This is a genomic window from Acinetobacter sp. P8-3-8 (assembly GCF_000214135.1).
Taxonomy (GTDB): Bacteria; Pseudomonadota; Gammaproteobacteria; order Pseudomonadales; family Moraxellaceae; genus Acinetobacter.
On the sequence record NZ_AFIE01000007.1, the window covers coordinates 56,508 to 82,563 of the forward strand.

The 26,056-nt window shown below is 42.3% G+C and carries 26 protein-coding genes; 1 reads left to right on the forward strand and 25 read right to left on the reverse strand.

Annotated features, from left to right (window positions below):
* Positions 1-30 precede the first annotated feature (30 nt).
* The 16 genes from GGG_RS0105105 to GGG_RS0105180 form a co-directional block, all read right to left on the reverse strand.
* Positions 31-1,941, reverse strand: a complete 1,911-nt coding sequence (locus tag GGG_RS0105105; RefSeq protein ID WP_010112794.1) for a hypothetical protein — start codon at positions 1,939-1,941, stop codon at positions 31-33.
* Complete coding sequence (locus GGG_RS0105110) at positions 1,941-3,101, reverse strand: hypothetical protein (protein ID WP_010112796.1); 1,161 nt, start codon at positions 3,099-3,101, stop codon at positions 1,941-1,943. Before GGG_RS0105110 ends, GGG_RS0105105 begins: the two co-directional genes overlap by 1 nt.
* 49 nt (positions 3,102-3,150) lie before the next feature.
* Positions 3,151-3,735, reverse strand: a complete 585-nt coding sequence (locus tag GGG_RS0105115; protein WP_010112797.1) for a hypothetical protein — start codon at positions 3,733-3,735, stop codon at positions 3,151-3,153.
* 27 nt (positions 3,736-3,762) lie between these two features.
* A complete protein-coding gene (locus tag GGG_RS0105120; RefSeq protein WP_010112798.1) occupies positions 3,763-4,953 on the reverse strand; it encodes a hypothetical protein in 1,191 nt (396 codons plus the stop codon).
* 9 nt (positions 4,954-4,962) lie between these two features.
* Positions 4,963-7,548, reverse strand: coding sequence for a hypothetical protein (locus GGG_RS0105125; protein ID WP_010112799.1), 2,586 nt, complete (start codon positions 7,546-7,548; stop codon positions 4,963-4,965).
* A gap of 19 nt (positions 7,549-7,567) precedes the next feature.
* Positions 7,568-10,606: a hypothetical protein gene (locus GGG_RS0105130; protein WP_010112800.1), complete on the reverse strand. Its 3,039-nt coding sequence runs from the start codon at positions 10,604-10,606 to the stop codon at positions 7,568-7,570.
* Between the two features lie 8 nt (positions 10,607-10,614).
* A complete protein-coding gene (locus GGG_RS21000; protein ID WP_157998075.1) occupies positions 10,615-10,773 on the reverse strand; it encodes a hypothetical protein in 159 nt (52 codons plus the stop codon).
* Between the two features lie 104 nt (positions 10,774-10,877).
* Positions 10,878-12,125, reverse strand: a complete 1,248-nt coding sequence (locus GGG_RS20420; RefSeq protein WP_010112803.1) for a hypothetical protein — start codon at positions 12,123-12,125, stop codon at positions 10,878-10,880.
* Positions 12,122-12,430: a hypothetical protein gene (locus tag GGG_RS0105145; RefSeq protein WP_010112804.1), complete on the reverse strand. Its 309-nt coding sequence runs from the start codon at positions 12,428-12,430 to the stop codon at positions 12,122-12,124. Before GGG_RS0105145 ends, GGG_RS20420 begins: the two co-directional genes overlap by 4 nt.
* 47 nt (positions 12,431-12,477) lie before the next feature.
* On the reverse strand, positions 12,478-12,885 hold the full coding sequence (locus GGG_RS0105150; protein ID WP_004822044.1) for a hypothetical protein: 408 nt from the start codon (positions 12,883-12,885) through the stop codon (positions 12,478-12,480).
* Positions 12,866-13,063, reverse strand: a complete 198-nt coding sequence (locus tag GGG_RS0105155; RefSeq protein WP_010112806.1) for a hypothetical protein — start codon at positions 13,061-13,063, stop codon at positions 12,866-12,868. The genes GGG_RS0105150 and GGG_RS0105155 overlap by 20 nt, the downstream gene beginning before the upstream one ends.
* Positions 13,064-13,156: 93 nt before the next feature.
* Positions 13,157-13,831 (reverse strand): DUF6682 family protein, encoded by a 675-nt coding sequence (locus GGG_RS0105160; RefSeq protein ID WP_010112809.1) that lies wholly within the window; start codon positions 13,829-13,831, stop codon positions 13,157-13,159.
* Positions 13,831-14,724, reverse strand: coding sequence for a RyR domain-containing protein (locus GGG_RS0105165; RefSeq protein WP_010112811.1), 894 nt, complete (start codon positions 14,722-14,724; stop codon positions 13,831-13,833). The genes GGG_RS0105160 and GGG_RS0105165 overlap by 1 nt, the downstream gene beginning before the upstream one ends.
* Before the next feature lie 71 nt (positions 14,725-14,795).
* On the reverse strand, positions 14,796-15,269 hold the full coding sequence (locus GGG_RS0105170; protein WP_010112813.1) for a hypothetical protein: 474 nt from the start codon (positions 15,267-15,269) through the stop codon (positions 14,796-14,798).
* 64 nt (positions 15,270-15,333) lie between these two features.
* The gene (locus GGG_RS0105175) at positions 15,334-16,623 is read right to left on the reverse strand and encodes a DUF4043 family protein (protein ID WP_010112816.1); all 1,290 of its coding nucleotides are present in this window, start codon (positions 16,621-16,623) and stop codon (positions 15,334-15,336) included.
* Positions 16,624-16,649: 26 nt separating this feature from the next.
* Entirely contained in the window at positions 16,650-17,696 is a 1,047-nt protein-coding gene (locus GGG_RS0105180) for a hypothetical protein (protein WP_010112817.1), read from the reverse strand.
* Between the two features lie 105 nt (positions 17,697-17,801).
* Between GGG_RS0105180 and GGG_RS0105185 the strand changes: the two genes are divergently transcribed.
* Positions 17,802-18,029: a hypothetical protein gene (locus GGG_RS0105185; RefSeq protein WP_227500484.1), complete on the forward strand. Its 228-nt coding sequence runs from the start codon at positions 17,802-17,804 to the stop codon at positions 18,027-18,029.
* A gap of 8 nt (positions 18,030-18,037) precedes the next feature.
* On the opposite strand, the gene GGG_RS0105190 is transcribed toward GGG_RS0105185, so the two are convergent.
* From GGG_RS0105190 to GGG_RS0105230, 9 genes are all read right to left on the reverse strand, one after another.
* Positions 18,038-18,364, reverse strand: coding sequence for a hypothetical protein (locus GGG_RS0105190; protein WP_010112819.1), 327 nt, complete (start codon positions 18,362-18,364; stop codon positions 18,038-18,040).
* A 117-nt stretch (positions 18,365-18,481) separates the two neighbouring features.
* Positions 18,482-18,679 (reverse strand): hypothetical protein, encoded by a 198-nt coding sequence (locus tag GGG_RS0105195; RefSeq protein ID WP_010112820.1) that lies wholly within the window; start codon positions 18,677-18,679, stop codon positions 18,482-18,484.
* Between the two features lie 63 nt (positions 18,680-18,742).
* On the reverse strand, positions 18,743-21,046 hold the full coding sequence (locus tag GGG_RS0105200) for a hypothetical protein (protein WP_010112821.1): 2,304 nt from the start codon (positions 21,044-21,046) through the stop codon (positions 18,743-18,745).
* A gap of 9 nt (positions 21,047-21,055) precedes the next feature.
* A complete protein-coding gene (locus tag GGG_RS0105205) occupies positions 21,056-22,720 on the reverse strand; it encodes a hypothetical protein (protein WP_010112823.1) in 1,665 nt (554 codons plus the stop codon).
* A 101-nt stretch (positions 22,721-22,821) separates the two neighbouring features.
* On the reverse strand, positions 22,822-23,475 hold the full coding sequence (locus tag GGG_RS0105210) for a hypothetical protein (RefSeq protein WP_010112824.1): 654 nt from the start codon (positions 23,473-23,475) through the stop codon (positions 22,822-22,824).
* 87 nt (positions 23,476-23,562) lie between these two features.
* Positions 23,563-24,021, reverse strand: a complete 459-nt coding sequence (locus tag GGG_RS0105215) for a hypothetical protein (RefSeq protein ID WP_010112825.1) — start codon at positions 24,019-24,021, stop codon at positions 23,563-23,565.
* 23 nt (positions 24,022-24,044) lie between these two features.
* A complete protein-coding gene (locus GGG_RS0105220) occupies positions 24,045-24,434 on the reverse strand; it encodes a DUF1064 domain-containing protein (protein WP_010112826.1) in 390 nt (129 codons plus the stop codon).
* A 79-nt stretch (positions 24,435-24,513) separates the two neighbouring features.
* Positions 24,514-25,092 carry a hypothetical protein gene (locus GGG_RS0105225; protein WP_010112827.1) on the reverse strand — a complete coding sequence of 193 codons (579 nt, stop codon included), beginning with the start codon at positions 25,090-25,092 and terminating at the stop codon, positions 24,514-24,516.
* Positions 25,085-26,053 carry a helix-turn-helix domain-containing protein gene (locus GGG_RS0105230; protein WP_010112829.1) on the reverse strand — a complete coding sequence of 323 codons (969 nt, stop codon included), beginning with the start codon at positions 26,051-26,053 and terminating at the stop codon, positions 25,085-25,087. Before GGG_RS0105230 ends, GGG_RS0105225 begins: the two co-directional genes overlap by 8 nt.
* Positions 26,054-26,056: the final 3 nt, after the last annotated feature.

Genomic DNA, 26,056 nt, shown 5'->3' on the forward strand with positions numbered 1-26,056 from the left:
ATCTAAGCTATAGGCGTTAGCCTTACAGGGTTAATAATTATAGTTGTGGCTTTCGCTGAAACTCTCGCTTTTACTACGTGAGCTGGATGTACTCGCTGAACCACTACCACTAATACTGGCTGATACATGCGCTGCACTCATGGCACCGGCTGCCAGTTGTGCCGTGTATTGCCCCATAGCTTTAGCAGATTCCAGTGCAATATTGGCTTCCTGGATCGCCTTCTGCATTTTGGCTTCATATTCCTTAAGCTGCATTTCAGCATAAGCAATATTGGTCCGAGTATTCATGTCAGCATAACGTGATTGCATTTCAGCCTGACTGACTTCCATGCCAGCTGATGCTCGCCATGCTTCGACTTCTGCAGAAAAGGCTGCGGTATTTTGCTGTACTTCGGAAAGGTTGGTTTGCAGTTCGGCCTTATATGCTTCCAGATCAGCTTGATACTTACCAATCCAGACCCGAGCCGCTTCCATTTTTAACTGGATCTGTTTGCCTTTCACATCAGCTTTTGCCTGTACACCCTGAATCGTGGACGCATAAGCACGTGCTTGGGTATCAAATAAAGTAGCCTTGGTTGATTCTCCCCGAATCTGTGCTTCATAGGCTTCGACCTTGACCTTTTCAGCATTGATCTGTTCACTATAGGCTTGAACATCGGCACGATAGGAATCAAACTGATTTTTGATCACGTCAGCACGTACCGATGCGCCTTGTACCAATGCCTTATACACTTCTACGTTGGACAATACCGCATCCATCTTGGCCTTGTAGACCTGGACGTACTGCTCATTAACCTGACCAATCGCCACCTGTGCATCGACTGCAGTTTTATACGCGCTCAGTTTGGCCAATGCGCTATCGAGCTTGGTCTTATACACGCCAGACAAGACGCTGAATGCTTCATTCTGTGCATTAAAGAAAGTAATCTGTGCATTGAATACATTGATTTGGCTTTCAGCGTTAAACCGCGCAATTTCAAACAGACGATTAGTGACGTTATTAAAAATATTAACTGTAAGCTGTTCCAGTGCCATGCCTTGTTGTACAAGGAAGCGTAGCTGCTCAATCTCCATTTTGGATGCTTCAATCAGAATATCGCGGTTTAATTCACTGGCTCTTAACTGTCCCTGCTCCCGGATTGTTGCGACCTGCTTGACCAACATGCCAGGCGGCATAGAAAAATTACGTGTAGACCAATCGTTGACGGCTTCCTGAACTGCACGTGAAGTTTCCTTGCTTTCACGTGAACGTGCCCGGTTGAATAAGGCTTCTTCTATTGGAGCCAGTAAACCGGTACCGCCTTCTGTAATTCCCTTCTTAATATAATCCGTTAATTCATCCAGGACCTCGGACTTATATTCCGGTTCATCCCATTCGATGAATACTTCTGGTACCGTAATTTCGCTGATATTTGGCGGCTCGCCATCAAAGTCCGGTAATTCAGGAAATTCAAAGACTGGAATATCAATTTCCTTAAGATCATCCATTTCTGGGACCTCTAAGGTTGGCGGTTCAGGTAGTTGAATATTTGTGTCTATCTGAGGACGATCAGGTACCTGAATTACAGCCATACCTGGCGCACTTGGCAATTCCATGGTTGGCATGACCGGTGCTTCCGGCATATTCAAATCATCTAAATTTAATTCATTTAGTAAATTTTCAATGCTTTGAAACTCAGGCAATGTAGGTTTTTCGAGTGCAATGGCTGTAAATTGGGGAGCATCTGTTAGGTCTATATTCGGTACCGGTGTTTCTGGGGCGGGCATTCGTGTCGGTGGATCTACCTGAGTGACAGTAACTTCTTTGATCCCTGCCAGGGATTGTGAAAGTTCATTGCGATAGCGGCCGGCCACACTGTCCAACTTATCCATCTGGTCCATTACAGTGGTAATGGCTGCATCCATCACCCCATCCGGCTCAACTCTTGAATCGGTACTCATTATATTCTCCTAGTCGTTTTGGTGAAGTCCATGGATAGGGCATTAATCTGCGCAGAAGTTGCAGCAATAGAAATAGCAAAGCAGAAATGACGACCCCTTAAGCCACGGCCAAACAGTACCCGACCATTGGTCAAGTGATCGGCTTCCTCATTTGGCAGCATATAGGTATAGGTTGTAGGTTTTCCGCTTTGGGTAGAAGTAACAGCAATACTCAACTGCTTGTCCTGACCACTCATTTCATATTCAAGATAAGCTGCTGTAGGGTGTACCAGACTATCACCAAAATCCAGCTTGCCCGTTTCGATCAAACCATGAATTAAATGATCGGACTTATCCATTAAGAACACACCTTTTTCATTCCATCCATATAGTTTGTCGTTAATGACAGTCAAGCCATCAAAGGAAAACGGCATGTAGCGACTCATGGCCCAAGTATCTGTGTTCGCTGTCCATGCTTGCCCATAGATTTTACTGTCCTTGATTTCATCGTATAGCGATAAGTAATCATGGCTATCAGTCCGACCAGTCAGTTTGGATTGTGTGCTATCGCCAAGTCTTAGTGTGTCAATCGCATGACTGTATAGCTGCACACTAGATAAATCCTGATCACCAAAGCTAATCGAATCGATTAAATAGCTTTGTGAACGCAGCTTGTCTTGAGTGAAGTCACTTAAAAGAATGCTATCAACGACCTGCTCAGATGCGACGGTATTTGCCAGATCTGTCAGTTTAAATTGGTCATTGCTCAGGATTCTTGAATATCGCTGACCAGAAATAGACTCCACAAAGTGAATGGAATCGGTACTCAATGCCAGTGTTGTAGACAGGGTGAAATCATCTAGGGTGAACTGATCTTCAATATTTTCAGCTGTAAAACGATAGGCTGCATCAAATAGCTTCACTTGATCGGATACCAGGCCACGTGCAATACGTTGTCCGGTGATCTGATCGAATAGGCTAAACCCATCTACAGCAGTGGAGATGGCACCGGTCTGCGTGATTTCATCAGCCAGACTAAAGGAATCTTCAAAATGAGCCTTGATCCTGGAAAGATTAGAATCTGAAAAAACAATTCGATCCTCTGCGATAACCCTTAACCGCAGCCAAGTACTATCTGAGAAGACCATGCCTTCAAGTGCATCGTCACGATATATCGCCATGCTGTGCTCCATAAAAAGCACTGATGACAACTCACCAGTGCTTTAAGTTTTAAGAGGTTGCAGTAATGCGATAACCGATTTCAAACACATCACCGTTCTGGAATACACGCGCTGCCGGGTACTTGGTGGCTGAAAGCAGCACACCAGTTGTTCCGCCACGCTGGTTATTAGTCAGCAAGGCCACACCAGTGACATTGACCTGTGAAGTTGTTGCAATAGTCACACTGGCCACATTGCCAAAGTTATCGATATATTTTTGATCGGTAGAATCTGAAGGAATGAATTGAGGGCGTGTTGCATTGGTATAGCCCTCAGTCAGTGAAACGATTTCACCGGCTGTTGCAGCAAAGTTGGCAGCTGTCCAGTTGTCTGCCGGCGCAGTAGCACCGTTAAACAACGCCAGATATGAGCCTGCCGGCTTTGCTTTAGATCCAATGGCCACGTTTAACACATGGATTAATGCTTCTTTCGGAATCAGGTTTTTTGTAAAGGTCGCTTCGCCACCATTGACCCGATCCATGTATTCACCTGAAAGCATAAAGCCATGCTTCGGGAAGAAAATACCCTCTTTAGTTTCGTCAAAATTCTCATTGAGTGCGTCTTTCATTAAAGCGCGCTGTAGTTTTGCATCCATAGCTATGGCCTGTATTGTAAATAAAACCTAATTTACAACTGCCACTAATCGGTTATCAAACCCTACAAGCCTACAAGAATTTGCAGTAATTCCACAAATCGCATCAGACTGTATTTCAACCAACTGTCCTTCTGATGTACCCAATACAAAACCATTCTCAGCCAGCCACACTGCACACCATGTACCGCCCTGAGAAAGTGACTTAACCATATCACTATGCAGCACAGCACTACTTGCATAGATTGGCGCACGTGATGCCTTTTGCTCTATCGCCATGTTGCGCACATCCTGACCACGCAAGAAAACCACATGATCGGCTTGACCCACCCATATACCACCATCCACCGGTTCAATAAAACGGATTCGCTGCGGAAACTGAATAAAGTTATAACGCTCATCAGTCAGGTGATATGTCATTGCTTCGGAAAAATACAGCACATTGGAACGCACTACCCATAGCCGACCACACCATAAACGTAGGAAATTACCGCTTTTCATTGGAGATAGGTGTTGAAAAGTGGCAGCCCGGCCCAATTCAGGTAAAGCCTGAATATCAACACTCATCGTATCAATCGGCAATTCAAACGCCTGGCGCAATTCTCCACCACCCGGTTCAGACATATAGATTCGTACATGCGTTACATTACTATCCAGGCACATTGGTAATTGCAGCTGCACACCGCTCTTATCCAGCAGCTGCACCTTCTTAATTTCCGATAAAGCCGATTCAAGCCCATTTACCACCCAGGAAATCGCAAAACTATAATCACCTTGATCTAGGCTATAGTTATATTTTACATTGGCTTGTGGTTTGGCTGGTGTATCAATGGTTAGGCGTTTAGCATTCTGGCCATCATAGGTAAAAAGGCCATTATCACAGGCCATACAGACAAAATTATTCAGCACGATATGAAACAAGGGGCCCTGGCCACATTCAATCAATGGCTCAGTATCCCATGTATCAAGATTAACCTTGACCCATTGACCATCCAATGCGGCAAAGCATTCTTTGTGTAAAGGGGATTGCCATAAATCACGGATAGCCTTGCTGCTTTGCAGCTGCATTCCCTGGGCCAATTCTGCCCGGCCTGAATCGGAAAAATTGATATTCACCGCATCACGGACAAATAAGCCAGGTGAATCCCCTCTTATCTCAAGTGCAGCATCTTCCTTGACATTATTAATTCCGAGAAAGGCTGGTATCTTCTTGACTGGCATACATTATCCTTATTCATTGATCACGCCAATAAAGGCTTTCGATACATGAGTTTCGTTTAATCTGGTATAGCCAAAGCGATAGTTTTGTCCGGCCAGATTCTTTAATGAGATATTGGCATATTCCACATCACCAAAGACAACCTTACAAGCATCCTGATAAACCACCGTTCCGTTTGGATTGGGTGAGAGCGAATAGAAATCAGCCGTATGCGGTTGATCATGTAGTTTCACCGCACGATCCATCACTGAACATCCCATGCTGTAAAAGTTTTCTCGACCACCATTCTTGTTGATGGTGTATTCCTCTACCGGTGGAGGTTCGCCACCATAAGATATAATATTGATTCCATTTGGCGGGTGCACGATATGAGATATATCGGCAGGTAAGGCGCCAATCCAGTCACCATAATCGGCAAAGTCAGAATTAGCCGTTGGTCTATAGTCATATCGCTCTGCCCATACCGGAAAACTATCTACCGGCCACGGTCTACCATTACGCGGCATGGTGCGTTCAATCGTGACCCAATGCCAGGAAAAATCATAGGTCCAGAAGCCATAGGAGTTGGGATCGGTTATTCCATGCTGGCGCAGTGTTTCCCGATAAGATCCTTGATCATGCCATTCCTGATGGCCGTAAAAACTTATATTGCGGTTAAGATAGGGAATGATAAAGCCCTGACGCATCCCAATATTGCCGGTGCTTTCCTCTGTGCGCTTATGGGTGTAATAGCGTGTACGTGTCAATATACCTTCGGTAGATCCGTAAAAACCAAAGTTAGCAAAAGGTTTCCCCCATCCCTGATCCTTGCCTTCAATAGTCGTGGTATAGACTGACCCCGGTATTTCCTTGCGATTGTCGAAATCAGTTGAGTAATAATCACCGCCATTATAAACACCACCTGTCAGGCGTTTTTCTTCCCAATTCCCGACAATCATGCTTTCTTCAAAATTGGAAATTGTTTTCTCTGTAAACTTGCGGTCATCCCGATAGTTCTTAATCACCTTTAAGGTGTCACCAATGTAATAGGCAAAAATAATAGTATCAATATATGGGTAGGTATCTTTATCACCTAAAGGCTTAAAGTTCATGGAAACACAGCCACCTTCAAATGGTTCAGGTAGTTTTATCCGTTGCCCTTCGTGCAAGTAACCTTCGTGCAAGTAACCCTCATTGGTAATGACTAGACCCGCTTTACCCTGAGCGATTGGATCAAGGCGCAAGTTATCCCAATACTCAATATCAACCGCACCATTTCGACTACGCGCCCGGTCTATAATTTCAGATTCATCGACACGTCTGAGCTTGTAACGGATCGATGCAAGTTGACCAGGTTCAGTGCTTTCTTTTAATGCGTTAAATAGCTTGGATAGATATTCACTTAATAAGTCGCGTTCATCCGTGGACCAGTCTTGTGATACCTGCTTACTTTTGGCCCAGCCACGATTCTCAGCCGAAAGCATCTGAAAGCGAATCATAAAAGTATAGCCATAGCAGAAACCATCATCTGAATAGTCAAAACAGGTGTTTATCGCTTCGGTACAATCCAGATTACTACTCCAGCCACATGCGGAGGAATAAGCTGAATATTGAAAGAATTTACCTGTATCACCTAAACGGATAATCGCACCGGAACGTACCCACCGATAAAACTCTGCACCCAACGGAAAGCCCTCACCGCTTGGCATACCGCCAAAGCGATTCAGGATTTTCTCAATCTCACTATCCCCAATGGTTTCAATATACTCGCGGAAGGCTGTGGTAGTCGTTGCTGGTACCAATGGCAAAGGCATTGCCCATATCCCGACATTATTAATCTTGATTAACCATGGCTCACGCTTCTCATCAAATGCTACCAGGTCGGTATCATTGAATTGAAAGTTGTATTGATACTGTCCATTGATCGGTGCTCGGCCAGTGTATCCAGGCAAGCAGCAGTTTTCGATTTCTGGCCGGATCTTTTCGCTCACTTCAAAAGGCAAGGTATAACGCAGCTGCTCGTATAGATCCTCTTGTGGTAGCTTTTCGAAATCCTGACGACCATAAGCCCCAACAATTTGTACGACCTGAGCCATACTGCCGCTATACCAGGTTGCATGTTGCTGTTGATACTGGCTGTGTTCCGTCCGGCCTGGTCGATTACGCAATATTTCAGGAATGAACATTTTAAAATCAGGTGCATAGGTACAGCGGAATCGCTGCATATCCAGATAATCCGGCCCGACACTTTCATAATTGGTCATTCTGCGCCGTGTTTCATTACTGAATCGAACACCGATCCCGGAACCATCTTGAGAAATAGCATTCATTACGATGCCGGAAAACAAAAAAGGGACTTCAAGGTGAGTTAGTCCATCATCAGATATAGATGAAGTTCTTAAGCTTGGTTTAAATGCTATGGCTCGAAAAACACCACCACTATCCGTCAGGATGACGCTGCCGCCATCCGGTAGAATCCTGGTATATTTCAGGCTTTCCAAGTTGGATATGGACTTAAAGTTTGTGAGCTTTTTGGCGCAGTGGTCAATGAAAGCTTGGTCCTGATCCGTTAAAGGTTCACCATAACTAAACAGTCCATAGAGTTTTGGTTCGTGCATGTGCTTTGCTCACAACTATTTAAAAAAGACCGCCTCCTTTACGGAAGTTGTCACTATTACCATCTGGCCGGATGTAATGTACGGCAGGTTTAATATCTGGTATGCCAATCGCAAGCGAACTCAATCCACTGACCTGAACTGTCTGTTTAGGGATGGCCGGTTCAAATTTTCGCATCCAGACTTGTAAGCGACCCTGAAAGTTATCCCGATCATAAATAGCCACCAATGCACTGTCCAAACCTACAGGGCGTATCTCACGCACCCGGCCACTGATCCATGCGGTACCGTAACGGCTCATCACACCGCCACCTAGAACGAAAGGCACATGCGCACCAACACGTAACCCTTTCCACATATACGGTGTATCGCCATTCAATCGTGTACCAATAGCCTGTGAAAGTAAGCCAGTCATCTTGATTTCACGATGGAAGTGATCAATCGCAGGTCTACCAATGACGGATAAACTAAATCCCAATGGCTGCGGCATAATGCGCGGCTCGATATGTTCAATTTCTGCCGATCCAAACAATGTGAATAATGGTGGTCGTATAAAGGAAACATGCTGCGTACCAATCGGCCCCAATTGCCCCATACGCATATTGTTAAATCCTTTAGGAAGGATAAAGCTGCTTTGCAGCCACACGCGATGCTCCCCTATCTTTAACTGACTACCCAGTGCGGCAGATACACGTTGATGATAATGACTGATCCTTGGCACACCCAAAGCAATACCTGGCTTATCCTTGCCTGGCACCCCATAACCGTCAATGTGATGTAACGGCAATTTTTGTGGTGGATGATTATTAACAGCTTGTTTGGGTGGCTTATCAGTGACCCAAATAGTCAGAGGTGAAGTACGTGGTTTTGGTGGCACCAAGTTTTCCTCCCATTCCTCTACATACACGCGGCGATTCTTATGTTCGACACGTGGATTTCCATATAATCGGTCATAATATCCTGGTTCAACGCGAATAGTGTTGGCCGTCACGACTGCGGTACCATATAGCGTCATTGGTTTTTCGTGAATAGGTGACAATACATTTTGCCGTACTGTATGTCGTTTCTCCCCACCTTCCCTTGGGAAGTTATCAGTCCACATACCTGGTGGAGAAATCCGTTTTGGTAGATAATTCCCTGCGCCGATTTCCTCAATTTTATGCGTCTTGGTAAATTCAGGGATTGCCACACCATAGCTCATAAAGTCGACACGCTGCATTCGATCTGCAATCGTAGTACGGCCAAAAATCTGAGCATTCAGTCCATTAACATATAATGGCCTGGTATACAGACCGATATATGCCTGTCCATATTCGTCCATAGCAATACCACGTGCTCTCAGCTGTGGCGTTTTATTGCGGATCTGCGGCTCACCCACACGATTCTGCGCAATCCATCTTGGTGCAATTTTGGTAAAGCGTTCTTCGACGAATGCGGACCCATAGCGAACACTGTCAATTCCTCTGGCTTCAATATATCGCACACCGAGCTTTACTTCCGGCATTGGTATTACCGGTGCAGCAATAGAGTAATCAGACTGGATTCTCACATTGCGAATTGCATGAGATACCGTAGACTGACCAAACAGGGATTGTTCACCCAGGCTAATAAAGCGATAGATGCGACGTGTGTTCTCGACATGCGGTATACCAAATAGCTCAAATAGGCTGCCAGAAATGCTATACCGCTTCCCACTGAGCCAGACAATATGGTTGTTGCTGAAATGTGGCGGCTCAATGCTTGGTATTCTGAATGGACGAATACCATCGGCCACCATGGTTTTAGTTGCTTCAACTTCAATCGGTGATGCTAAACCTACCGGATGTATAGTACGTGCACCATTAACAATATCTGCATATCCAAATTTCTGCATCAAGGTACCAAAAGTCGGTACCCTTCGATTACGGTTAAGGACCTGTAGCGGTTCCTTAGTGGTGTAGTCGTCATACTGCCACTTACCGGTGGTCTTGTCCTGATCGTAATGGAATGGCGCAAGGTACTGTGTACTATTGAATACCTCTTGCCGACCCCAACGGTGATCGGACGTTTCACCTGCAGTCAGGAATCCTTTCAGATAGATATGCTGCACAAAGTTATAAATTTCGGTTTCACCGAAAATAGTGCTGAATCCTGACGGAAGTAATGTCCGATTTTCAGGAATAATCCGGCTACCAAATCGCGCTGAATCATGACCGAGCATACCGACAGATCGTGACATGCCGATCTGGTGATTGGAAGGGAACTGTTCAAAGATGCCACGTGGCTCAATATAGCGAGGATTATATTCAATCCAGGCTTTACCATATTTGGCCATATCAAAATTGCTATTGGCTTCTACATAACGTAAGCCGAAAGCAACAAAGGTTTTAGCACCCCAAAGGGTTGATACATTCTCCTGCTTCATGGTTGCTTTTTGCAGGTTAAAGCTGATACGAGCACGACCTGCGGCAAAGCTCCCCAAGCCAGCTATAGGGATATATGAGCGTAGGCTCTGGATCTTTAACTTACCAAATACCAGACTATCCCGACCAGTAGTGCGCAAGAAACGTAGTTTGTTCTCAATTTTAATTGAGCCAAATGCTGTCTGCCCCAAACCCTGTGGCGCAACATAACGACGTAGGTTTGCGGCCTTCGCTTCACCTGACACAAAACTATTGATGCCAGATAATCGAATATAGTTTAAACGGTTATCGACTAACGGCTTACCATATAAAGTTGCAGCATACCCACCAGGGCGCACATAACGGTTTTTGGTGATGATGGTGAAACGACCATAAGCCGTTGCGTTCAGACCTGGTGGTGTGACAAATTTGTGATAGTTCTTTACATCGGGTAGGCCGTATTGATTAGACAGTACACCAACTGGTGCAATACGCTCATTGCGATTACGAATGATGGTCTGACCTGGTGTAAAAGAATCAAAACCAATCCCACCAATGAGTTGATCTTCACCACTGGCATCATCCCCAAGAGCTAATATCAAATTGTATTTTGAGGGCTGAGTATATGTGCCCTCAAAACTTAATATCAAATTGTTTTTAGATCCAGGAGAATATGGCATAACGACTTTTAAACCCGATCATGACGGCTAAGGTTGTATTCAAGCTCAGGATCTATCGCAACCACATAGCTTGAGCCAAAGTTATTACCAAACAAAATATACGAACCATCTGTCTTTGACTGCATTTGGCTGACAAGCTCTCCACTTTCTCGATTGTATGCACGCACTACACACGCTATGGGCAAGCCGTTTCGTCTAACCTCTCCCTTTATTAAACGCGTTTTACCTGTGCGCTCTATGGCATTTCTTTTGGCTTGTATATTAAGACGCATCAATACACCTCGCCTAAATCAATTAGAATTGATCCATAACGCAAGGAGCTTCCAAAAAATCTACGCTTTAAATATGCTCGATTATCTTCTGTGAATAATGTGTATGCAGGTTCAGTTGATGCAGTGCTATTCATAACACAGCGCAATAGCGGTGGCTCTCCAATCAGGTAATTACTCTTATCTACACATAAAAACGGGCAGTGATAAATATTTTCACCAGTTTTCTTAGAGAAAGAGTCTGAATATCCTGTAAAATTACCGCCTGCAAGTGTAAAATTAATACGAGTAAATGTATCAGGCTGATATGCACCAAAAACATCCTTGAGTAGAATTAAACCATCAAAGTCTGAAGTGCAAAATGTTGTATTGGTACCTGAATATGATCTGGATGTGCTTGCTGCTGCATATTGAATTTGCGCTGATAAAAAAGGTATGTCCTGACCATCAAACACGCCAAAACCGTATGCTGTAGAACAGTGACGATTGCTATTAGTTGAAGTATTGGGTGCCACACTAGGTAGAATAAAAAAACTGTCTTTCGTTGCCACCAACACCCAGTCTCGGTCCCCATTTGCTGCCACACTATTTTCAGACCAAGTACTACCAACATTTGAGTTAATAGCTGTAGCATGATACCACTTCGCCCAACCACTGATTGCAGACGAACCAGAACCTGTTCCAAGCCAATTTTTAGTTGAGTTCGTTGGATCAAATGGGGCTTGATTTCCACCAATATCATCAATACCAGTACAAGATTCCAGAATACCTACTTTTGCAAACTTCGCATAAGTCGTTGTATAGACTGGATCAAGACTATTATCAACACGCAGAAAATAAGGATTTGCGACCAAATCCTTCGCCTGATAAACGGCTTTATGTGTACCTGAAAACTTTTTCACCCATCCAACTGAAGCTAATTTACATGCGATTGAACCTGTCGCAGTCTGATCCGGTAAATCTATTAAAAACTCCAAAGTATTTGATGTGATGCCAAGTACTTTAAACTCAGCATTGAGTTCAGGTGTGTCGGCTCCTGAAATTTCAATCCACTGAAATTGGTTGATCTTGTGTGGATTAGCAAATGTTGCAATCCCAACACCATCTTGTATTTGTAGCGATATTAGTGCTTGAGTACCAAAACCATTTATTAAACATTCATCAAGTACATCGATCATACTCCCCCATGTATTTGTCAACTTAGGGGCATTCAAATTATCAGAACTAAACCACTTTACCTGACCACTCATTTCAATTCACCATATACCGTTTCGTTAGGCCAATATCCTTTTGCTGTATGCCAGGCTTCAAATTCATTAAACAGCTTGCTTTCATCGGATAGGACTTCTGGCTCAATTATCTGTTTAATCCAGTCCTCAATGTTGTGTGTTCCCTGTTCGCCTTGAGCGCGTGTTTCACAACAGAACATTTGGAAGGGTGCTGAATTAATCAAAGTAAACCAATCATGTATTAGATTCACACCACCCATAACGATAGGTTCTGGCGTAATGGATTCCATATTGATAACAATTGGCTCAGGTTTGTTTTCGGACATTTAGATTCTCCAAAAGCCTACAAGAATGTAGGCACGTTTAATGGTGCTTACACCTTGTAGATCTTATTGGTCCCGTTATCCCATGTGATAATAATGTCACCGCCATTTGGCGTTATAGGTAAGCCTGTTGCAGTATCTAGGAAAGCCAGCAATGGACTGGTTGCTTCACTGCCTGTATCTACATAAATCACAATCGCACCAATCGCACCACCAGATACAGCAGTGAATGTTGCATCGTTGGCATCAGCTGCGCCACCAGCTGTGGTTTTACCTGTTAGCGTGACTGGACCTGCGATACGTGCGGAACCTGAAATATCAGACAAAAATTTGTGAGTGGACGCATTGACGGTATATGCCGATGTACTAACCAGGAGTACTTTTACTGTGTCGGTTAGCCAGTTAAATTGACCTTCGAGATAACCCTTTCGAGCTTCGTCATAGAGTGTGTTTGCCATGTGCTTGAGTCTCCATAGTTGAATCTGAAGCACTCATGCGCTCATGTTTAATTTCAATGCGATTATCTGCTTCAACACAAATTCGAGCCAATTGTCCTGATTTTTTGATCAATTGAACTTTGGCACCGCCAATGTAAAGCGTATCTTCGGTCTTTAAATCAATTGTACGTTTGCCCATCTTTGTGCATGATTAAATAAAATAAGTAAGATCATTATGTAAAAAACCCCTGAAAAGCTTTAGCCTTACAGGGGTGCTTATGTCACAAGCAAGTCATGGCATGAATGGAATAACGTTATGCGGTATATCCTCACGAGTAATGCGTCGCAAATCACTGTCAGGACGTTCCCCAAAGTATTCCGTGAAGTTTTGCAAAGCCTGGGCTGACCGATTTGGATCAAAGAATTCTGCATCTGGTACCTTAAACGCTTGGTGTAGAACCCACTGAATCAATTGAACATGGTGAATTTGGTTAATTTCTGGAATATCAGTATCACTTTCCATTGGTGACAATGGCACACGATAGCCTTCCAATTGTAATTCACCGCCTACATCAGGAATTGGAACAAGACGAATACCTGTGTCATCCTGAATAATGTGTTCAGGTTTACCCTGTTTCACTCGCCAATTCTCACCATCATAGTAATGATCGAGTAATTCAGCTGACATTAAAGTCAAGTATTGCCCTTTTGTTCCATCGCTTGGCTGGAACCACACTCGAGTCAATTCGTATAACGATTCATGTAACTGATAACGAGATGAACCAATTAATACATTAATCTTACAAACATCATTGTTTTGAGATTCATGCAATAAACGACCACGGATACACGCTTCACTTACGGCATCATTAAGCCAATCAATGACACTAGCATCATCAATAAAATATGGTTCTACTTTATCGTTGGCCAGTGTACGAAAACGGCTGATCAGGTCATTTAGCTGCATTACACAACCCCATATTGATGAATCATTTGAGTAACTGACTCTTTTAATTCATCAAGATTTTTTTGTGGGCTAAGTTTCTGCTCATACTTTTCTAAAGCATATTGAACCAAGCCAGCCTTTGTCATTTTTCCAATCGTTTCAATTTCATCAAGAACTTTATTTTCTTTATCAATTTCTTCTTGCTGTTTTTCTTTAGAGCGATTGAGAATACTTGACGTATCATCATCTAAGCCTTGCTCAGTAGATTCACCAGAAATGGATTCAGGCTCACCCTCATAACGAGTAAACTCAGGATGTTTTAAAAACTTGGTTGCCAAATCACTTGGAATTGATCGCACTTGACCTTGTTCAAAGGTTAAAGCTGATTCGTATAAGTGGTCGGTATATAGAGATTTATTTCCAATATACTGAATTGATACACCAGCAGATTTTTGAACAACATTGGTTGGGGTAATTGTCGCTGTATTAATTGCGACATTCTTTTGATGCTCAACCTTTTGGCGTAGATTCACAACTTCCGCACTCAATGCCAAGTAATCTTCAGGATCAGGCAAGTCCTTAACCAAATGAACTGTTGTACGGAATAAATAATCCTTTGCCTTTTGTTCATCTGGTAATTCTTCATAAGGTAAAAAACATGGATGTTCTTTTTTCTCCATATCTTTTACTTCACCATACTTCCAGCCCTCAGCTTCTTTGACCTTATACCAAGACTCATGAGACTGTTCAGGTGTTGCATCAGAATTTGCCAAATGCATTTCAACGCCAGCAATCAAACTTTGTTTATGTGATTCTGGTGTGTCATCCCAAGCAGGTTGACTATCATCACCCATTGATTGGCAATATGCAGCATTAATCACATGACACATCATCGCTATTGCAATCGTTTTCATCTTATCACCGTAATAAGTTAAAAAATAAAAAGAATGGTGTAGGCCTGTCTAAAACCTACACCATCAAAACATTAACGAGGACCTGTCAATTCACCACTGACAATAACCTTGATGTCGCTTGCCTTGGCATTCGCTGCGCCACCAGTGGTTAAAATCAATCGTGCAGCCTTAGGCAAGGTTACCAATTTACCTGTATTAGCACGTAATCGACCTGCCGTTGCAAGATCACCAGCATTGATAAAATATGCTGCATCTTGTGGTACTTCTGTACTATCACCATCAACATATTTAAAGCCAAGTGAACCTGTAACGGTGGCTGTCATACCTGTTTTAATCAGGATTTGAGCATCATCAAGGCGCATACCTTCTGGTAGTTCACCTAAATCGATAACATCACCACTTGCTACTGCAACAGTTGTGTCTGAATCAATTACGGCACCTGAAGCATTCGTGGCAAGAAAAAATGCTAACGCTGTAACATTGCCATATGGTGAGAATCCACCAAACTGACCATAACCACTAGGCTTCTTCTTAATTGTCGCCATTTTAAAAATCTCCAAGGATTAGAATAAGATGAGGTATGCCCATAACTGGACATACCCAAAACAATTACTGATTAGCACCAATGATTGGCACAGCGGTATCGACAACAGTTACACCATAGTCGGTAAATTCTGTACGCTCACCAGTATCAACAGCGAAACGGATTTTTGATGTACCACGAATGGCACCGATCAATAATTCCCATTTATCACCATGATCAAGGTCTTTTTCAGACCAGAAGAAAGGTACGCCAGACTTATCACTTGCAGCCATTGCTTCCGCAATTGCTTGTCCACCCAAAATAATTGAACGGTCAACAGCGAAATTGCTACCAAAGCTTGATGGCACGATTAAATCTGATTCAGCTTCACTATCATGCGAAGCACAATATTTAATTGTGTCACCTGCATAGAAACGAATTGGACGTGGCATTTTTCGAATAATAAATCCGTTCCATAAACCTACATCACCTAAGAAAAGCGGATGTTGTTTTGCCTGACTTGCTCGTGCAAATGCAGATGATTGGAAAGAACGGAAACCTGGTTGAGCAGCAAATTTGTTGTACTGTGCTGGCGATACAAGCCATACACGTAATGGTGAATCTTCCGCAGCAACATCACCTTCAAACTTACAAATAGGTGGTGGTAAAGCAATTTGATCCAGAACAGTTTTCATTGAATCAACTGAATCCATTGTAAATAGATCAGTTGTTGCAATATCAAACTCACCTGCATTGCTTTTAACGCTCTGCACACCAGAACCATCAACAACATAGTGACGGTTTTTAGTTGGTGCTTTAACACGGTTCACCATGATTTCATTGAAGTTTTTATGGTTATCTTTAGGAATAACCCATTCAATGTTGTTATGAGAACCACGTGCACCAGCCATATGCACCAGTAATGACTGATCACAATAGCGATCCATCAAGTTCTGAGCGACTGGACGACCAAGTTTGCGTAAATCAGCTGGGCTACGAATCTGTGACATCACGTTACCCAAATCAACAGGGAAACGAGCTTGGTTCACACGTAGGCGATCTTCATTCAAAGACATCCCCACACCACGACCTTCAGCATACGCACTACCCATAATTGGATATGCACCGACTGGATTTAGTAAGTGGAATGTCACTTCATCACCACGCCCTTTTCCTAAGTCCTGAACACGAACAATAGGCATATGGGATGTGGTTTGTTTACGGAGAGTCGCTTCCGCACCTGCTTCGCCCTTAGGCATTTTCCCAGCCAATAGGTTTAAGGTGCTGTTACGATTCATGTGTGTAGCGAACAGACCTACCGCTTGGGTAACTAAATTGGTCTTATCGCCATAACTTGCGTTAGTTTTAGTAGTCATGTTTCAAATACTCTCATCACGTATGTTTAAACACGTCTATTGAGAAATTGCTCCACTTGGTCGGGTGTCCATCCTTGCATTTCCTCTGCAAGTTGCGCTGGCGACATTGCTGCCAAACGCTCATCACGAGAAACACCAGCAGGACTACCAGCAGGCAAATCACTCAGACTGTTCGGTGGTGGTGTTTGAGCCTGACTCACAGCTTTTTGCGCTACTGCCTTTACTGCATCATTGGCAGGTTGAGCAGCTTGTTGACCTGATTGGGTATTCGACTTATACAATCCTAGAAGTTCTACCACCTGAGCAGCTGAACCTTTATCCAAAACTGTTTCATACGCATCTTTCAGAAAACTTGGTTGTGCATTCTTCCAATCATTAAATTCTTTCGATTCAACAATAGATTCTGCATCTGGGTGTGCTGTAAAGATTTCGTTAAAATGGGCTTGCTCTACACTGACCTGCTGTTGTTGCTGAATTGGAGCTAAAGCAGTTTGTAATTGCTGTTGCACCAAAGTTGAAACCTGTGAATTAACAAGTTTCTGAATACCAGCAGCCAAAGCTTCTTCGCTAAAATCCCCAAAGATTGCAGGGTCTACACCCTGATCAATCGCTTGTTGTGCGATATCAGCTTGGTTGTCCTGTGTAGTTGGAGCTTGTCCGTTATCTTTACGTTCCTGTGCATCAGCTTGAAGTTGTGCCAACTGTTGTTGAGCTTCATCAAACCTCTGCTTCCATTCCTTTTCACCGTTACGTGCTTCCACTAACTTGTCATAGGGAATGGTGTGTTTTCCGTCTTTAGCTAAGATCACAGCATTTTCAGCATTTAACTGGCTTTCATCGACCTGTTGTTGCTGTTGTGCTTGTTGTGTATCAGCTGGTTGTTGCGTACCGTCTTGACCTTCAACTTTTGGGGTATTTTCTTCTGTAACTTGGGTAGTTGCTGGCTGACTACCATTTTCCGCATTTGCGGTATCGCCATTTAACGCTTGCTCTAAAAGCTGCGCTGCAAGTTCAGGTGATGCTTTACCACCGTTAGCTTCAATCAACTCATTTTGTTGCTCTGTAATATCCATGTCTGTCCTATCACTTATCGCTGTGACCGCAAAGGCGAATGGCTAGAGTTATCTAGCGTTTAGCTGTTGATTGCTCAACATGAGACAAGTGTCTAGGATTTATATATGATGTCGTTAGCCTTACAGGGGGTAGGATTAATGGCAGAATATTGTGTTCAATGCGCCAAGCAATATGGAATGAGTAATGGGTTTATCAATGAATGTAAACCTAACTATCTAGCAAATGTTATTTGTGACGGTTGTGGTGTAATTCAGGTGAATCACAAAGGTGAATGTGTGAGCCATGATTGCGACAATGGCAATCATGCTGTGGATTGGCAAATCAAAAAATAAAAAACCACTCAATCGAGTGGTTTAATGCTTGCATTTGGATGCCATCCTACATATAGCCATTTTTTTAGCTTTGGCACCCACTCATAAACATTTCCTTTTTCATCCTTTTTAAGGAAAAGCGGACCAGAAAAATGAGTGGCATCCAATGGGATTCCCGTCATTAAGTCTAATAATGTTTCACCTTTGAGATTTTTACTAGCAATATGAATCCAGTATCTTTGCGTGTACCAATTGCCATTCTCCCAACAATAAACATCATCAAGTGACTTTGTTTTAATCGCATCTTTTAACTTATTAATACCACCAAACTTACTTATAATTTCTGTTTTATACATTTTACACCTCTGCAAAACCTACTATGGTGTTGGCAAATGCGGTAGGTAAACGCATCTTTCGGGGATCAGCCTAGCCAACGGTTAAATTTTAACAAACTTAGCTTATAAAATCCTACTTTATTGCTGTTTATCCAATGCTTGACGTACAAAAGCATCTTTGGCTTCAAGCAACTTTCGTAAACCAGTGGATTTTTCTGGCCCATCTGGCAACTGCGCATCCATTTGACGAGCCAAATCACCAATAGGCTTACTTACAACCTGTAAGTGTTCAGGTAGATGCTCATAGTTGAAGTATTTTAAAATTGGTGCTGGCATTGAATAAATCCTCAATAAAAAGACAGTCGATTTGACTGCCTTAGTATCTGTGAACAATAAAAATTACTCTTGCCTTACAGGGGGCATGTTATCACTGGTTCGTTGAGTCTCAATTCCCTGCATTCCTGTTGAACCTTGCTGTGGTACTGGTGGGTTCATTGGACTTGTATTCTGTTGTACCTCTGCTAGTCCTTCACTGCCTAACTGCGCCCCTTCACCTTCTAAATATGGTGAACGTACATCACGTGCTGCTGTCTGTTCTGCGGTTGGGAAGTTAGGATCATCACCCATCGGATTAGGACGCTGATAACCTGCACCTTTCATAATCTCGTCAGCAATAGGTGCGATCTGCGGCATCATTGCTACCTGTGAACCTCCTTGCATTGCTGAATATGCAGCTTGCACACCAATTTGTACTGAACGTGCGTCTATTTCCTTAATTTCACTGACTGCTTTACGCTCTTTAAGTTCAAGCTCTCGACGTTTTAGATCAATACCAGCATCGGCAAGTGCTCTATCTACAGCCTCTTTGATCTGTTGTTCAACTTGTTCTGGTGTCGGTGCCTGTGTAGCTTGGCGAATAGATTCAATAATATCTTTCTTGAATGGAATGTCAGTCAAGGCCATCACATAAGGCAATACTGCAACTTGAACCTCTTGAGGTAAGGATTTAACAATCTCAGACAAGGCATTAAGCTGTTGCTCTCGGAATGTGCTGGTGCTTGGAACATCATCAAGTACAACTTTCAAGCGTGTACGTTGAACATCATTACTAACATAAGGATAACCATGTTCATCAACCTCAGGTTTATTGATAACAACTGTACGATCCTCACGTACCGCATCACCTTCAATAATGATAGTCTGCTGCTGAGTGCCCATATCCTCAACGATCATTGATAGTAGCATTTCTCCCATGAGGGTACGTCCCTCACGGAAATTATCCATCATCTTCATTAAAGTTTGATTGGATTGCTCAACTTGAATCTGCTCTTGTTTACCCGAAGTAGCATTACCTTTTTTACCTTGGAACCCAGAAGTAATATTGCTTACTTGTTCAATGGCAGCACGATTATCACTAATCAGTTGGAAATGTTGCTGTGATAATTCATAGTCACGTTTAACATCGAATCTTGCACCAGGTCTAGCCATGTGTGCTGCATCCAATACAATATCAGCATCAGGACGTGCAACTTGACGACGTAATTGTTCGTCTGTCATAGCCACTGCACCTTTGGTACGTTCAACACGTGTAACACTCATCCCCCAACGTAGCTTTGATATACCAGAGTTAATACTGTCCTGACTGTACTTCATGCCACGAACAAAGCCATACGGTATGCCGGTGTTATCTTCTCTGAATCCAAAGAACGGAACATAGGGGAAATAATGATGTGAATATGGCGAAGGACTATCATGTAAAAGGTGTGGTCCAAGCCAATATGAACGACGCAACTTTGATATGGTAGCCTGCTCTACACGTGCAACACCTTGATAAATTGCTAAGTCATGAGCCATATTATTGGCATCATACTCAACGATACGACCATCACTGAACTTTAAAACTGGTACATGCACCCAACGACGGTACCAAACCTCAGTAACGTTTATCTCTTTAGATGTCGGGTTATACCAGTAGTTTTCACTTATCGTCCATGAACGTGCATCAAGCCAAGCGTTTTGTAAGCCTGTACTTGCTCCACCATCGAGCACATCAGGTTGCTGCCACCATGAACCGCCATAACGACCAACTGTTTGGATTAGCTCCTTGTGTTCAGGGAAAGCACTCATCAATCGTTTAGGATGAACCCAGCGTGTACGGCGTAACCAGCGTGCATCAGATAAGTCTGGTTCTGTAGACTTCATATCCCAATGAATTTCATTACGATGAACTACAACACAACGATAAGGATATTTAAATGGGTCTTGCTCACGCTTTACCTCAACCCATCCTAAACCACATGAAATTTGAGGACGAAAAGCATCACTACATGCTTTATCAGCTTTAGATAAACGTTCAGCTTGATTTAATTTGTAGTTCAAGGCATCGGCAACATCATCACCGCCAGTCTCACCATTAGCTTTTACACGCCAATCAGTACGAGTCTGTAGCTCATAACCCATAATCGACAATAAAGCTGGACTGATTCTGTCCTCTACTGCAGGTGGAATACCGATCTGTTGCATACGGTTAAGCAAATCTGTATCTAATTGATTGCCATCTGCATAATCCATCTCTTTATCTGCGATGTGACGCCAATGAGGTTGTTCCTCAATTTCGTGCATGATCTCCGTTAATTCTTCCAGACTGAGCGTATCATCATCGCTAATCTGCTCACTTGTAGCTGTATCTTCTTGAGTAAACATAGCTTTTCCTTATAAACGCCAATCTGTCGGAGGTGCTTCGACATAACCATGTGGATTTTGATGTGTTGTACCTTGATTCATACCAGTAAGACTAGCCGTATAGACGTAATCACCAAGCAAACCTGCTTCTTTAGCTTGAGCATGTTGCCTTAATGCATCGGCACCTTCACTACAGCCATTTGCTTTATTTGGTGCATCAATAAAGCGTTTCTCACTTTGAGAAAATTTCTTCTGATAACCTTCAATTCTTTCAATACCTAACTTGCAGCGTTTTTCATCAAACCAGTAATTTTTCATACATTTGCGTGTTAATTGAATGCCTGTGTTTAACAGGGTAATGCGAGGAACAATCACAAATTCGTGACCAGGTAACAAATCTTGTAATTGTTCTAATGTGGATTTATTAAAATCACCTAAGCGTTGATGTGCTGCATCATGAGGTAAATAATGCGTACCAAATACATAACCATGCCTAGTAAGTTCAGCTACATAATGTTGAAGATTTTCACCATGTGCTTCATAACAATTAATAAAACGATCTTGTTGGTTAATCATTTGGTGATACCAAATAAAACAACCGTCACTATTTCCGATGTCCCAAAATGTATTTACTGGTAAATCAAGAACTTCAACCTGACATATACCACCACGCTTTCGTAACGCAAGCATATCCTTTGCATAATAATTGCCGTCTTTAGCGACCTGAAAAGCTTCATCTGGGAATGATGGATATTCTTGCCACATCTTTGACTGATCACCTTTAAGATCATTGTCACGAGTTATGACATACCAAGCACGTTGATCTGGATCAATGAAGCAATCCAGCCCCATAAATTGCTTAACTTTTTCTTGTATCTCATCAAAATATTCATGATCTTCAGGTGAAATTCTAATGGTTGAAGAATCAATTCTGTATTTAGGTTCTTGCCACCAAGCATAGAAGTGAAATCTATAATCCTTGAGACCTAATTTTTTACGTGCAGCATAATTCGACTGTGCTGTTTGCACCATTGGATAGAATGAACCACTACGACCTTCAGCAGTAGATTCAATAACAAGTACACCGTTGGTCGGCACAGTTGGTATAGAACCAGTGATTACTTCATCGTCTTTGGCTGGATCAGTAGCACAAATTTTACCAAACTCAGAAATATGTAATCGGTGAATAGTGCCTGAACGAAATGAAGTGGCTACACGGATGGTTGAACCATTGTGCTCAAACTCCATCTCTGATTTATTGCATGTTTTAAGTGGGAAACGTTCACGTATTTCAGGTGGTAAATTATCGTACGCAAATTTAATCTTATCTTTAAATATATTATAAACGGTTGGTAAATCTTGAGCGATAATACCGCAGTTTTGGTTAGCATTAAAAAGCGCATGATCAAGCCATAGAACACAAATCAGCGTAGTAAAACCTAACTGACGTGCTTTTAAGATAATATTACGATACCAGAGTCGATCTAAAAATTTAATCTGAGCATCATTAGGCTTGAATGGTAATTCAAAGGTATCTGCTATTTGCAAAACTCCGTACTCATCACGGAAGTCATCACCTTTAATTTTGATCTTATATAAACAGCCACTAAAAATACGCCAAACAGGGTCTGCCAAGCAGCGTTCAAGCTCCTCGGCATTTGTCGGTAGTGGCTGTAAGTTAGTGTTATAAATCAATTTTTACTCCATTTTGCACAACATTGGTGCATTTTTGAAGCGTGTACGTGAATGAAATTGTTTTGGTGTGGGTGATTAGTCGTTCCATTCACGTACATGCACTAATATTCAGGGTCATCGGCAATTGGTTTAAATGCAGAACTATTTCCAGTGCTTACTCGTTCAAGTAATGCAGTCAGTGCATCGACAGGTTTATTGTTTTCATCATCAAGTCCAAATGCTTGACGTTCTAAAGCAATCAGTGTTTTGAGTGTGTCGCTTAAATCTTTCATAGACTTCACACGACCAGGCATTGAGATAATCTTCATGTAAAGGTCATTCACCTTGTCGTTGCCTTTATCATCAGGCGACCACATAAGCTCACCCAGCATTTCCAGCAATTTGACATTCTCTTGACCGACCATCATTTCGAGCTCATCAAAAAGACTCATAGCAATCTTGCGTGAACGTTGAATATCCTTACGATGTGCTAATCGGACTGACGCTACTTCATTGGCACTTGCATCAATTTTGTCTTTTTCTGAAATGGTCGTTTTCGTGCGCACACTGTTGCGCACACTCTCCTTGCGCACAATGTCATCTGCTTTAGCTTTAATTTTTTCAGATAGATCACGAACCCATTCGTATTGCTTTGCTCTACGTCTAATGCCTGATTCTGCAATATCATGCTCACCTGCAATTTGACGTAGAGACTTAATACCTGCTCGATAATCGAGTTCGATCTTTTCCCAATCAATTACTTTTTTTTCAGCCATGATCACCAAACCTCATATTGGTTTAATGATCATGTATATATGTGGGGGAGGTCTAACCTTAGAGGGGGGTGAAGCCGTTTTGATAAATTACAACAGCTCTCCTTGCTTGCCTATATCCAATAAATCCCCTACTTGCTTCGATAATTTACGTACTTGACCTGAAACTTCACTCTGAAGTATTGCCATATGATGACCCATCTCAATATTTGCATATTGCATCGCTTCAGCAACCATGAGATTGCCAAGGTTACGTGCTTCACGTGGCGTTAATGTCAAAATCTGATCATCACCAATTTCAATTTTAACGGTACCATCAGGTAAAACCATCTTGGACATAATACGAGATGGACGATGTTTAGGGGCTGGAATGAATACACCACGCTGTACACGGATAATCTGGCCACTATCGACAAGATGGCTTAAACGATCATCAACGATAGATAATTTGAAGCCTGTCAATTGTGACAAAGTTTCTCTAGTAACGATCTGCTCTTGATTATGTAAATCCTCAATAGCTTCAAGGATTGTTTCAGCGTTAGACTTCATTGTCATACTCCCCTAAATCGTTCTTAAACTTCAACTACGTCAATATTGTGAATTAACTTCATCAATTTACGTTTGATGATGTAATCCGCAGTTTTATGACCTTTGGCATCTTCACAGATGAAATGATCATCTTTAGTCCAATAAACAAAGTCTGCTATGTAATCTGTGCCACGTACTTTCTCACCACAAATTTTCTGTGCCGGTATCAGGTTGTATCGAACCTGGGTCTGTAAATCCTTGATCTCACCTGCACGTTGTAAGACCTTTAAATCATTTAAACGGCGATATTCATGCTGTGAATCAGCAACTTTTTCACCATCAACGACAACTTTATGATTCCCATACTTTGGCTGTTTAGGCTTATTGTCACGTTGATGAACAAGTCTTTTAATTTGAGATGGTGATAAATTCATAGGTCAATACCGTTTAATTTTAAAACTGTGTAACAAATAGCCACGACTGACAGAAACAAATAAAAATACTTATCGTTTTTCATGCTCTACCTGCCTTGGCAATTTTATTAATACCCTTCATCTGAGCCATCAATTCAGGTGGACAGGTGGTGATTCTTCTCTCATCTTCCTTAGGTGCTTTTAATGCGCCAACTGGATCAGTGAATGCCTGAACATCTCCCATTAATTTCGCATTTGAAACGATACGGACGTACATATCCTTGAATGCTTTTGACTGTGATTCAGCACGTGGATTTAATTCATCAAAACCTTTCTTAAATTCTTTAAGAGTTTTGAGTACATGCACACTGATTGAGATTGTCTGATTCGACTTCTCGTATGCCAATGCTTGTTGCCATGCTTCATTTTCAGTAAGCCAATGTGAACCTTGTAAACACCAAATCTTAAAATCTTGAATACATGGTGGCCATGGTTCATGGAGCATACGGTTATACCCATTTTCCAGCTGCTGAACTGTCAATCCTGAAAAGTCCTCAATCATTGCCTGTTCAAGATCAGCTTCATCAACTGCTGCCCAAAAATCTGTAAATTTCTTACCGTAACGAATACGCATTTTGTCAATTAAATGACGTGCTTCAGTAATGGTGAACTCACGCATGACCCACCTCCTCAATCAGAAAGTTCTTTGGGGGTTCAGGTACCACATCAATGAATGATGATTCCTGATGTTGTTCTTCACGGACTTTTTGACCATAACGCAACCAACGATTTACATTTTCCTGTTTAGCTTGGTATGCAGATGGTGTTTGGATAGGCTTATTTCGTCCTGATTGCTCAGTGACGTTATTTTTCTCCTTTCGGTTGATAAGTTTATGCTTGTTGTTGTTTACCCATGTCAGAAACGCTACAGCCCACTTCTGTGCTGTCTTGAAAGATTGCTTACCGTAATCATTCGGTGATGCAAACCAATCTCCAAATTCATCAAATAGGTTTTCAAGATCGTGTTGATCAAGATCAGGGTGTCTAGGTTTAGACAATTCGATGAAATCAGATTTCAATGTTGAATATTTCTGACCAAGTTCGATCACTGAGATTTTTGCAAGATCAAAATTGTGGTACTGAACAAATTGAACTGGCGGTTGTGAAATTTTTTCTTCGTGCGTATTACTACTACGTTCTATTGGTTGTTCTATTGGTTGTTCTTGGTAGTTAGTATGACCCTGCGTCACTGCTTTTTGCACCAGAGTCACTGGTTGTTGCGTGAAAGTCACTGGTTCACTGTCGTCAGAGTCACTGGTGTTGTTATCAGAGTCACTGCTTTCATTGTCCGAGCTATGACCCTGCGTCACTGCTTTTGTGAGACTTTCTACATCAAAACGGTAATAAGATCGACGACCATTTGAACGATCTACAACCAATATTCCTAAATTTTCGATGTGTTTAATGTGTAAGCCCACTGCTCTGTTTGATAGTCCAGTATCGTCCATGAGCGTTTGAATAGATGGATAACATTCGCCAGTTTCATAATCAGCGTATGTAGCCAAAGTGATTGCAACTAACTTAGTTGTTGGTGGCATGGAAATTTGACGTACAGCTTTTACAAAGTTGAAATTGCTCATACC